11 protein-coding genes and 1 tRNA gene are annotated in these 11,125 nt (G+C 61.9%); 8 read left to right on the top strand and 4 right to left on the bottom strand.

The window, feature by feature from the left end; translation table 11 throughout:
• Positions 1-97: 97 nt before the first annotated feature.
• Positions 98-1,798 carry an alginate lyase family protein gene (locus GM676_RS16890; RefSeq protein ID WP_155464890.1) on the bottom strand — a complete coding sequence of 567 codons (1,701 nt, stop codon included), beginning with the start codon at positions 1,796-1,798 and terminating at the stop codon, positions 98-100.
• Between the two features lie 192 nt (positions 1,799-1,990).
• On the opposite strand from GM676_RS16890, the gene GM676_RS16885 reads away from it, so the two are divergent.
• Complete coding sequence (locus GM676_RS16885) at positions 1,991-2,431, top strand: DUF29 domain-containing protein (protein WP_155464889.1); 441 nt, start codon at positions 1,991-1,993, stop codon at positions 2,429-2,431.
• Positions 2,428-2,889: a DUF29 domain-containing protein gene (locus GM676_RS16880; protein ID WP_155464888.1), complete on the top strand. Its 462-nt coding sequence runs from the start codon at positions 2,428-2,430 to the stop codon at positions 2,887-2,889. The genes GM676_RS16885 and GM676_RS16880 overlap by 4 nt, the downstream gene beginning before the upstream one ends.
• A 21-nt stretch (positions 2,890-2,910) precedes the next feature.
• Here the strand turns inward: GM676_RS16880 and GM676_RS16875 are convergent.
• A tRNA-Met gene (locus tag GM676_RS16875) sits at positions 2,911-2,987 on the bottom strand.
• Positions 2,988-3,148: 161 nt separating this feature from the next.
• On the opposite strand from GM676_RS16875, the gene GM676_RS16870 reads away from it, so the two are divergent.
• From GM676_RS16870 to GM676_RS16845, 6 genes are all read left to right on the top strand, one after another.
• Positions 3,149-3,727, top strand: coding sequence for an NUDIX hydrolase (locus GM676_RS16870; protein WP_155464887.1), 579 nt, complete (start codon positions 3,149-3,151; stop codon positions 3,725-3,727).
• Positions 3,724-4,452 carry a leucyl/phenylalanyl-tRNA--protein transferase gene (aat, locus tag GM676_RS16865; protein WP_371866272.1) on the top strand — a complete coding sequence of 243 codons (729 nt, stop codon included), beginning with the start codon at positions 3,724-3,726 and terminating at the stop codon, positions 4,450-4,452. The genes GM676_RS16870 and aat overlap by 4 nt, the downstream gene beginning before the upstream one ends.
• Positions 4,453-4,492: 40 nt before the next feature.
• Positions 4,493-5,221, top strand: coding sequence for an arginyltransferase (locus GM676_RS16860; protein ID WP_155464886.1), 729 nt, complete (start codon positions 4,493-4,495; stop codon positions 5,219-5,221).
• A 33-nt stretch (positions 5,222-5,254) separates the two neighbouring features.
• Positions 5,255-6,292 (top strand): quinone-dependent dihydroorotate dehydrogenase, encoded by a 1,038-nt coding sequence (locus GM676_RS16855; RefSeq protein WP_155464885.1) that lies wholly within the window; start codon positions 5,255-5,257, stop codon positions 6,290-6,292.
• A gap of 9 nt (positions 6,293-6,301) precedes the next feature.
• Positions 6,302-7,351 (top strand): aldo/keto reductase, encoded by a 1,050-nt coding sequence (locus tag GM676_RS16850; RefSeq protein ID WP_155464884.1) that lies wholly within the window; start codon positions 6,302-6,304, stop codon positions 7,349-7,351.
• 95 nt (positions 7,352-7,446) lie between these two features.
• The gene (locus GM676_RS16845) at positions 7,447-9,783 is read left to right on the top strand and encodes a TonB-dependent receptor plug domain-containing protein (protein WP_155464883.1); all 2,337 of its coding nucleotides are present in this window, start codon (positions 7,447-7,449) and stop codon (positions 9,781-9,783) included.
• Positions 9,784-9,801: 18 nt separating this feature from the next.
• Here GM676_RS16845 and GM676_RS32980 read toward each other — a convergent pair whose 3' ends face one another.
• Together GM676_RS32980 and GM676_RS16840 are read right to left on the bottom strand one after the other, a co-directional pair.
• Entirely contained in the window at positions 9,802-10,323 is a 522-nt protein-coding gene (locus GM676_RS32980; RefSeq protein ID WP_371866271.1) for a methyl-accepting chemotaxis protein, read from the bottom strand.
• Positions 10,259-11,122 carry a HAMP domain-containing protein gene (locus GM676_RS16840; protein WP_371866270.1) on the bottom strand — a complete coding sequence of 288 codons (864 nt, stop codon included), beginning with the start codon at positions 11,120-11,122 and terminating at the stop codon, positions 10,259-10,261. Before GM676_RS16840 ends, GM676_RS32980 begins: the two co-directional genes overlap by 65 nt.
• Between the last annotated feature and the right edge of the window lie 3 nt (positions 11,123-11,125).

Below are 11,125 nucleotides of genomic sequence, written 5' to 3'. Positions count from 1 at the left end.
GTCCCATTCAACCCTCGAAAATTTGCAAGGAATTGCCACCATTTTACCGATACCTTGCAAATCTCAGCAGTGTTTTTCGCGTGTTTCGCCTTTAGAATCAGGCCGTATGGGATTGTTCAGGGGCGACGACATAGATCGTGTCGGGCAGCGGATCGTTGATGCGGCCGACGTCGGTGGCGGCCCAGTTGGTGCCGTCGGGAGAGATATATCCGGTGATGACGTTGCCGATGCGCTCAAGCTTCAACCAATACGAAGGCGTGGCGCTGGCGATGGGCAAGGTCTTGTTGCCATAGTTGTTGCCGCCATACACCGCGAGATTCTGCATGTTCTGTTCGGCCTGGATGCGGTTGGTGATGGCCATCCAGGCACGTGGGGCACCCTGATCAAGGCTGGTGCGCATCATCACGCCGGCCTTCGCCGACAGGTTGGTGTTCTGCACCGTATCGACTTTGGCGATGATGCTGCCGTTGCCGGTGAGGGCCTGATAGGCGAAATAGCAGCTGTCGCTGGTCCCCCAGATCTCGGCGCCGGCGCCCTGCACGGTCCATTTGCCGCCGGCATAGGTAGCGGTGCCGGCCGGGGTGGCGCCACCGATGTTAATGCTGCTCAATCCCGTGGTGACCGACGTGCTCATGGGAATAGGGAGCGCCGGCGCCGGCGCCGGCGTCGCGGTCGACGCGTCGGCCTCTTTCAGGAACATGAAACTGCCGCTGTCCACCGGCATCCAACCTCGCCGTTGAGCGATAAACGGTGCCTGCATGCCCTTGCGCAGGACGTAGGCGCCATACACCTGGTTGAGTACGAGGTTGCCGCCGCCCCAGCCGCGGTTGGTATAGTCTGCGGTGTAATAGGCATCCGTGGTGCCGAACGGCAGCGCGATCGTGGGCGCCAGCTCATTCACCCTGGCGAAATATTCACCTGCCGCCAGCAGGCGGTCGTCAAAATCGGAATAAATGTCGATGCCCTGCTTCCACAGCGCCTCGGCCAGCATGACCAGCGACTTGAGCTGTCCATGAGCGTGTCCCTGGTCGCGCAGGGAGTCGCCAAGCATGCCGATATCGTTGGAACTGCGCAGTCCGATATGGGCGAGCGTGCGCGTCTGGTAGACCACCTTGTCCAGCGCTTCGGCATCGTCGTTGTAGATGGCCATCAGCCCGAGCGCCACCAGGGCCAGCGCGCCCTTGTTGGCGGCGCCAAACTGATTTTCGCCGTAGGGATTCGAGGCCGGCATCAGGACATCCTTGAAATACTTCTTCACCACGGCCGTGTCATCGTCGCTCCAGCCCTGCCAGGTGCCGCGCAGGATGTCCGCGCCGCCCACGAACATGTAAGCGTAGTCGCCCAGATCAAGCATCGACTCGCGGCCCGAGAATTCCGTCTGGGTGGTGGCCCACGCCAGCAGGATCTCGCGCGCCTTCTTCGCGTAGTCCTGGTTGCCGGTGAAATACCACATCCGCGAAAGATTCCAGACGGCGGTCATGTCGTTGCGCCATGGCCAGAGATTCAGGTCCGGGGCACGGCTCACGGTTGCGTATGGACCAGCCATGCCGTAGGTGAGCCGGGACTTGCCATCGTTCGCCAGCAGGTCGTAGCCGGATTTCCACGGTTCCCGTCCCTGATCGACCTGCGCCTTGAGCGCGCTGAGATCGGCGAGGGTGAGCGGAGTGCCCGGATGGACGAAAACGCCGGCTTCTGCGGCACTGCCGTGGCCTGGCAGCGTGGCGGAGCTCAGCAGGAGCAGTGCGGCGGCAACACGGGTTCGATCAAACGCGCCAGTCAGAATGTTTCGGATTTTCATAGACCCTCGAGAGTGGATATGTACGCCAGATTATGCAAACTGGTGCCGAGTCTAAGTGACATAGTTTCCGTGCGCCAATAAATTTCTGAAATATTTTTTAAACTGGTTTCATAAATCACAGCCGCCGCCGCTTGACACCAGTTTGATCGCGCATAAAGTGAAAGCCCCTCCACCGTTCTACGATGGTGCCCCATGGACGATCACTTCAACAACCTCTACCAGGCTGACTTCCATCGATGGCTGCTCCATCAGGCGGAGCTATTGCAAGCCCACGATTTCGAGCGACTTGATCTGCCCAACCTCATCGAGGAAATCGAAACCATGGGCAAAAACAGGCAGCACGAGCTTGAACACCGGCTGACGATACTCATCATGCACCTGCTCAAATTCCAGCTGCAGCCCGACCATATCGGCCGAAGCTGGATCAGTACCATATTTGAGCAACGCGAGCGCATCAAGGAAGGAATGAAGCGCATGCCTAGCTTACGCCCCAAATTAGAGCACACCATCCAGGACGCCTACAAAAGCGCGCGCCGTAAAGCAGCTCGCGAAACAGGAATTCCCATCGAAAATTTTCCACGCACTGTTCCTTTCACCATGCGGCAAATCCTGGACAGCAACTTCCTGCCATGAACAATTTATACAATGCCGACTACTACGTATGGACGCAGCGCCAAGTTAAACTGTTGCGCACACAGCATTTCGCTCAACTGGATGTTGAATACCTGGTCGCTGAAATATTGGGCTTGGCGCGCTATCAGAGAAAGGAATTGAAGCGGCACATACGAAAACTGCTGCACTACTTCCTGAAAAGCCAACTCTATCCCGAGCGTGTTTCCGGCCGATGGTTGGGGAAACTCTGCGGGCATCGAGACTGGATCGAAAAACTGATCGTTGAAATGCCCAGCATGGCACCGCTACTCGATGGCTACATCGCCGATGCCTACGCCGACATCGCCGACCGCCTGACCAGCAAAGCCAACCTGCCGCGCTCCAGCTTTCCAGAAACCCTGGCCTGCACCAGGGAGCAGCTACTCACACAGGACTTCATGCCCTGGACGAGCAAAAACGAAAAAGCCGCTGATTCCTGATGGTATCAACGGCTTTGAATTTGGTTGCGGGGACAGGATTTGAACCTGTGACCTTCGGGTTATGAGCCCGACGAGCTGCCAGACTGCTCCACCCCGCGTCTGATGCCGTTATTATAGGGCAGATCTAGAGTTTAGGCAATATCAATCCCCCAAACACACGCGATAGATCGAATAAATGCCAGGCTCGCGCCGCCGCCGACATGCCGCGCGGTCGGCAATCGGTGTAAAGTAAGCATAAAATCAACTTGAGCAATTGTTTATGAAATTCTGTTCCGAATGCGCTTCCCCCGTCAGCCTGTCCATCCCGGCTGGCGACAACCGTCCCCGCTATGTGTGCGGCAGCTGCGCCACCATCCATTACCAGAATCCGAAAATGGTGCTGGGCTCGATCCCGGTGTGGGAACGCGACGGCGAACTGAAAGTCCTGCTGTGCAAACGCGCCATCGAGCCGCGCTACGGCTACTGGACCCTGCCGGCCGGTTTCATGGAAAACAATGAGACCACCGGCGAAGCCGCCATGCGTGAAACGCAGGAGGAAGCCGGCGCCAATATCAGACTTGGCAATCTGTTCACGCTGCTTAACGTGGCGCGCGTGCACCAGGTCCATATGTTCTACCTGGCCGAGCTGCTCGACCTCGATTTCGCACCCGGCGAGGAAAGCCTGGAAGTCCAGCTGTTCACGGAAAAGGAAATCCCCTGGGACGATCTGGCCTTCCCCACCATCCGCACCACGCTGGAACTGTTCTTCGCCGACCGCATCAAAATCCGTGAGGGTGGCAGCTACGGCTTCCACACCCAGGATATCGTCCGCAATATGCGCTCCGACCTCGAACCGTGATCCCCTGGCTCGACACCAACACCCCTTTTCCCGACGTCTCCGAGGCCCTGACCAAGGATGCGCCGGGCCTGCTGGCGGCCGGCGCCGATCTGTCGCCGCAGCGCCTGCTGATGGCCTACAGGCACGGCATCTTCCCGTGGTTTTCCGAAGGCCAGCCCATCCTGTGGTGGAGCACCGATCCGCGCATGGTGCTGCAAACCGGGCACTTCCGCATTTCCGATTCGCTGAAAAAGACCCTGCGCAAGGTCGAGCGCAGCCGCACTGAAAATGGCCGCTGGCAAATACGTTTCGACAGCGCCTTCGAGGACGTGATGCGCGCCTGCGCCGCCCCGCGCCGCGACGGCCCCGGCACCTGGATTTCGGAAGACATCATCGCCGGCTACACCGGCCTGCACCGCATGGGCTACGCGCACTCGGCCGAAGTCTGGCTCGATGGCGAGCTGGTCGGCGGCGCCTACGGCGTCTGCATCGGCCGCATGTTTTACGGCGAATCGATGTTCGCGCGCGTCACCGACGCCTCCAAGATCGCCTTATCCTATCTGGTGCGCTTCCTGCGTGACAAAGGTGTCAGCATGATCGATTGCCAACAGGAGACCGGCCATCTGGCCTCCCTCGGCGCGGCGCCCATTCCGCGCGCCAAATTCCTGGCGCATCTGCGCAACAGTATTGAATTGCCCCAGATCACCCGATGGGAACCAATTGCACCACTCGCGCCAGCCAGTTAAGCTAGCATAAAGACTCAACCAAACGCCAGTTAGGACGTGCATGACGCACCTGAACGACCTGCCTTTCGCGACGCTCCAGTTTTACACGACGGCGCCCTATCCTTGCAGCTACCTTGACGCCCGTCAGGCCCGCTCGCAAGTGGCTACGCCTTCGCATCTGATTAATGCCGACGTCTACTCGGAGCTGGTGAAGAATGGCTTCCGCCGCAGCGGCATCTTTACCTATCGGCCATATTGCGATGGTTGCCAGGCCTGCATCCCGGTGCGCGTGGTGGCCGACCAATTCCAGCCCAACCGCACCCAGCGCCGCGCCTGGATGAAGCATGGCGAGCTGATCGCGGGCGTGGCCACGCTGTCCTTCTCCGACGAGCATTACGAGCTGTACCTGCGCTACCAGAGCAAGCGCCATGCCGGCGGCGGCATGGACCAGGACAGCCGCGACCAGTACGCGCAATTCCTGCTGCAAAGCCGCGTCAACACGCGGCTGGTGGAGTTCCGCGAGCCGGGCGGCACGCTGCGCATGGTCAGCATCATCGACGTGCTGTCGGACGGCCTGTCCTCGGTCTACACCTTCTTCGATCCCGACGTGGACGGCGCCTCCTACGGCACCTTCAACGTGCTGTGGCAAATCGAGCAAGCGCGCGAACTGAAACTACCTTACGTTTATCTGGGCTACTGGATCAAGGAAAGCCCGAAAATGTCTTACAAAACCAATTTCAAACCGCTGGAAGCCCGCGTGAAAGGCGTGTGGAGCGTGCTGGACGCCTGATAAAATACGGGCGAACAATAACCAGAGCGCCCCATGTCCAACAAATTCCTGTACTCCCTGGCCCGTCCGATGCTGTTCTCGATGGACGCCGAAGCCGCCCACCACTTCACCCTGCCTGCCCTGAAACGCGCCGCCTCGCTCGGCCTGACCAAGCTGATCCAGCAACCCAAGGCCGATCCGCGCACGGTGATGGGCATTACCTTCAAGAACCCGGTCGGTCTGGCCGCCGGCCTGGACAAGGATGGCGCTTACATCGACGCGCTGGCCGACCTCGGCTTTGGCTCGATCGAGGTGGGCACGGTGACGCCGCGCGCGCAGCCCGGCAACCCGAAGCCGCGCATGTTCCGCCTGCCGGAGGCGCACGCCATCATCAACCGCATGGGCTTCAACAATGGCGGCGTGGACGCGTTTGTGGCCAATGTGCAGTCCTCGCGCTTCTATCAGGACAAAGCCGGCGTGCTGGGCCTGAACATCGGCAAGAACGCCGACACGCCGATCGAGCGCGCCACCGACGATTATCTGCACTGCCTGGAAAAAGTTTATCCCTACGCCAGCTACGTCACCGTCAACATCTCGTCGCCGAACACCAAGAATCTGCGCCAGCTGCAAGGCGGCTCGGAGCTGGACGGCCTGCTGAGCACCTTGAAGCAAGCCCAGCTGCGCCTGGCCGACCAGCACCAGCGCTACGTGCCGCTGGCCCTGAAGATCGCGCCGGACATGGATGGCGATCAGGTCAAGAACATTGCCGATGCGCTGATCCGCCACCAGATCGACGGCGTGATCGCCACCAACACCACGCTGAATCGCGACGCCGTCACCGGCATGCCGCATGGCGCCGAAGCGGGCGGCCTGTCGGGCGCGCCAGTGTTCCAGTTCTCGAACACCGTGATCCGCCTGCTCAAGGCCGAGCTGGGTGACGCCCTGCCGATTATTGGCGTTGGCGGTATCATGCAAGGCTCGGACGCCAAGGTCAAAATGGATTGCGGCGCGCAACTGGTGCAGCTGTACAGCGGCCTGATCTACGCCGGCCCGGCCCTGATCAAGGACTGCGCGGACGCGGTGCGCAACTAAGGAAAGCATATGCGGCAGGTACAACTGGGTAACAGCCATCTGAATGTCAGCAAGATCTGCCTCGGCACCATGACCTGGGGCGAGCAGAACACCGAAGCGGAAGCGCACGCACAGCTCGACTACGCGTTCGAGCGCGGCATCAACTTCATCGACACGGCGGAAATGTACCCAGTGATGGCGCGCCCGGAAACGCAGGGCCTGACCGAGCGCTACATCGGTAGCTGGCTCAAGAAAACCGGCCTGCGCGACAAGGTGGTGATCGCCACCAAGGCCGCCGGCCCCAACGCCAGCGTGACCTGGGTGCGCGGCGGGCGCGCACGCAATTTCGATGCGGCCAACCTGAAAGCCGCCGTCGACACCAGCTTGCAGCGCCTGCAAATCGAGCATATCGATTTATACCAATTGCACTGGCCCAGCCGCAACGTGCCCGTTTTCGGCAACAACGTTTTCAATCCCAGACATGAGCGCGAGTGCGTGCCGATCGAGGAAACACTGGCGGCGCTGGGCGATCTGGTCAGGCAAGGCAAGATCGGCGCGATTGGCGTGTCCAACGAATCGTGCTGGGGCGTGAACGAGTTCGTCAAGCAATCCGAGCTGAAAGGCTTGCCGCGCATCGCCACCATCCAGAACCTGTACAACCTGACCGCGCGCCACTACGAAACCAGTCTGCTGGACGAGACCTGCTATCGCGAGAACGTCAGCCTGCTGGCCTACAGCCCGCTGGCGTTCGGGCAGCTGACCGCCAAGTACATCGACAACCCCCAAGCGCATGGGCGCCTGAATATTTTCCCGGCGAACTGGAGCCCGCGCTATGCCCGCCCGGCCACGGTGGCGGCGGCCACCCGTTATGCCCAGCTGGCGCGCGACAACGGCCTGGCGCCGACCCAACTGGCGCTGGCGTGGTGCTACTCGCGCTGGTTCGTGGCCTCGACCATCATCGGCGCCACCAGCTTGGAGCAGCTCAAGCAGAACATCGACGCTTACCAGGTCCAGCTACCGCTCGACCTCATCAAGCAAGTCGACCAGATCCACGCCGAAATCACCAATCCCGGCCAGTAAGCTCGAAACTTGAATATCAATAGTTATTAGGATTAGTGGGCAGCGCGGCTGTCCGCTGATATGCTTTTACTATTATTCCCTCAAAGAGTTTACCGATGCCCATACGTCCCCTGCTGCTGGCCAGCCTGATTTCTTCCGTCGTCATTCCCACCTTTGCCCAAGTTGCCGATGGTGAATTGCAATCCATCATCGTGACTGGTACCTATGCCAAGAACCGCCGCACCGTCGATACCGAATCGCCGGTCGACATCATCGGCGCGCGCGAGCTGCAAGCCAGCGGCTCGACCGAGCTGGCCACCGTGCTGGGCCGCGTGCTGCCGTCGCTGAACTTCCCGCGTCCGTCGGGCGCCGACGCCAGCGACGCGGTGCGCCCGGCGCAATTGCGCGGCCTGTCGCCGGATCAGGTGCTGGTGCTGGTCAATGGCAAGCGCCGCCACTCGTCGGCCGTGGTCAACGTCAACGGCACGCAGGGCCGCGGCTCGGCGCCGGTGGACCTGAACGCGATTCCGCTGTCGGCCATCGACCACATTGAAGTGCTGCGCGATGGCGCGGCGGCGCAGTACGGCTCGGACGCGATTGCCGGCGTCATCAACATCATCCTGCGCAAGGGCGCGGCCGGTGGCGAGGCTGAAGTCGGCTTCGGCGAGTACCAGGAGCGCGACGGCAAGCAAGTGTCGCTGCGCGGCTCCACCGGTTTCAATCTGGGCAGCGACGGCTGGCTGCGCATCGCCATCGATGCCGCCGACCGCGATCCGACCAACCGCGCCGGCGCCGATTACCGCAACCCGGCCGACCCGCGCTACGGCAAGGTCAACCAGCGCTTCGGCGATCCGGAAACCAAACCGCGCGTGCTGTTCGTCAACAGCCAGTACCGCGTGAGCGATGAGATCGACTGGTACGCCTTCGCCAACTACGGCCAGCGCGACACCTCGGCCGCCGCCACCTGGCGCACCTTCGGCCGCTCGCCGATTTACCCGGAGGGCTTCCTGCCGCTGGAGAACAGCAAGTCCACCGACGCCTCGCTGGTCACCGGCCTGCGCGGCGAAGCGTCCGGCTGGCGTTGGGACGTGAGCCTGAATTACGGCCAGAATGAGTTCAAGCTGGACCTCGACAACACCGTCAACCTCGACCTCGGCGCCAACAGCCCGACCCACTTCTACGCCGGCAAGCTGAAGAACGCGCAATCGCTGCTGAATGTGGACGTGGCGCGCGACTATCCGGTGGAGGCCTTCACCGGCCCGCTGACGGTGGCGCTGGGCGCCGAATACCGCCGCGAGGAATACGAGATCGGCGCCGGCGACGTGGCCTCCTACAGCGGCACCGGCGCGCAAGGCTTCTCCGGCTTCCGCTCGGTGAACGCCGGCAGCAACAGCCGCCACAACGAATCGATCTACGCCAACTTTGAAGCCGAGGTGAGCAAGCAATTCTCCGCCTCGGCCGCGCTGCGCCACGAGCGCTACAGCGATTTCGGCAACACCACCTCGGCCAAGGCGTCGACGCGCTATGCCTTCAACGATGCGGTGTCGCTGCGCGCGACGGCCTCGTCCGGCTTCCGCGCGCCATCGCTGGCGCAGCAGTTCTACACCATCACCACCACCAACTTCTCGGTGGTGAATGGCGTCAACACGCCAATCGAGACCGGCACCTTCGCGGTCGGCAGCGCCGCCGCCGCGGCATTGGGCGCGACGCCGCTCAAGGCCGAGAAAGCCCGCAACTACAGCCTCGGCATCCAGTTGCAGCCAACCCGCAACTGGACCGCCAGCATCGACGCCTATCGCATCAATATCGATGATCGTATCGCGCTGTCGGCCAATATGACCTTGAACCAGGCGTTGAAGGATACGCTGGCCAAGCAAGGCTTGCTGGTTGGCGCCGGCCGCTACTTCACCAACGCCATCGACACCCGCACCACCGGCGTCGATATCCTCAGCACCTATCGCTGGGAGAGCAGCAAGGCCGGCCGCTTCGACTTTACCGCCGCCTACAACCACAACAAGAATTCGCTGGAACACGTGAACGCCAACCCGGCCATCCTGACCGCGAACGGCCTGACGCTGATCGATCGCCAGACCATCAACCGCATCACGGTCGGCTCGCCGAAGGACAAGTTCAGCCTGGCCACCGATTGGGCGCTGGGCGACGTGGGCGCGCGCGCCGTGGTCACGCGCTACGGCAGCTTCACCGTGCCGCAGAATAACGCGACGCTGGATCAGACTTACGATCCGCAGTGGGTGCTGGACTTGTCGGCCAGCGTCAAGGTGGGCAAGAACTGGCGTTTCAGCGCGGGCATCGACAACGTGACCGACAAGTATCCAGATCAGGTCACGTCGGCGGGCAATCTCAACAACAATGGCATCAACCCGTACAGCGGCTGGGCACCGAACGGCTTCAACGGCCGCTACTACTACGCCAAGGCCGGTTACAGCTGGTAAGCGGCGCGGCGGCGCGGCTCAAGCCGCCGCCAGCCGGCGCAGTGTGGACTGGGCTGGCGGCGGACCGCCCGCCAGCTTGAACACGCTGACCGCCTGCGCCAGCAAGTCCGCCTGATCGCGCATGCTTTGCGCGGCGGCGGCGGCCTCCTCCACCAGCGCGGCGTTCTGCTGCGTCACATCGTCAATCGACACGATGGCTTGATTGACCTGCTCGATGCCGCTGCTTTGCTCGCTGCTGGCGGTGCTGATCTGCTTCATGATATCGGCCACCTGCTGCACCGATTGCACAATGTGCTGCATGGTCGCGCCGGCCTGGTCCACCAGCGAGGCGCCAGCATCCACCGTCTCCACCGAACGCCCGATCAACTCCTTGATCTCCTTGGCCGCCGCTGCGGAACGCTGCGCCAGCGTCCGCACCTCCGACGCCTCCACCGCCGCGTTCAAGGCCAGGATATTGGTCTGGAACGCGATCCCGTCAATCACGCTGATGATGTCGACAATCTTGCCGGAGCTTTCCTTGATGGCGCCCATGGTGCTCACCACCTCGTCCACCACCTGCCCGCCCCTGGTGGCGTAGTCCGAAGCCGCCACCACCAGCCTGGTGGCCTGGCGCGCATTCTCGGCATTCTGCGACACGGTCGAGGTCAGCTCCTCCATCGACGACGCCGTCTCCTCCAGGCTGGAGGCCTGCTGCTCGGTGCGCGTCGACAAATCCAGATTGCCGTTGGCGATCGTTGGAGGCATTGGTGATGGTGTCCGTCCCCGAGCGCACCTGCCCCACCGTACGCGCCAGGGATTCGTTCATGTCGATCAGCGCTCGCAGCAGCTGGCCGGTTTCATCGGTGGTGTGGCACTCCATGCGCATGGTCAGGTCGCCGCCGGCCACCGCCTGCGCCATGCCGACCGCGCGGTTCAATGGCTGCGTAATGCTGCGCGTGATCCAGTGCAGCACCCACGCCGCCAAGGCCACCGCCACCACCGTCAACGCGGCCATGGTGGTGCGCGAGCTGGAATACGATTGCTCGGCCACGGTGCTGGCCTGTTCCACCGCCGTATTCTGGAACTTGACCAGATCGGTCAACGCATTCAGGTAAGCCGTCTGCTCCTTGCGCACCGTGGTCAGCAGATATTTCACGTTCTCGTCGCGCTTGCTGTCGTCGGCCGACATGGCGATGAATTTGCTTTGCACCACCAGGTTTTTTTCGCGCGCATCCAGCACGGCTTGCAGCTTGGCCTTGCTTTGCGGGTCTTCGTCATCGGCGATCAGCACGCCCAGCTTGTCGAGGCGTTCGGCGTTTTCCTGCTTGCGCTTGTCCACGCGCTCCAGCTCGGCCTTCACCAC

Source organism: Duganella radicis (assembly GCF_009720825.1).
GTDB classification, from domain to species: Bacteria; Pseudomonadota; Gammaproteobacteria; order Burkholderiales; family Burkholderiaceae_D; genus Rugamonas; species Rugamonas radicis.
The sequence above is the reverse complement of the archived record's forward strand: the minus strand, read 5'-3'. Positions and strand labels throughout refer to the sequence as shown.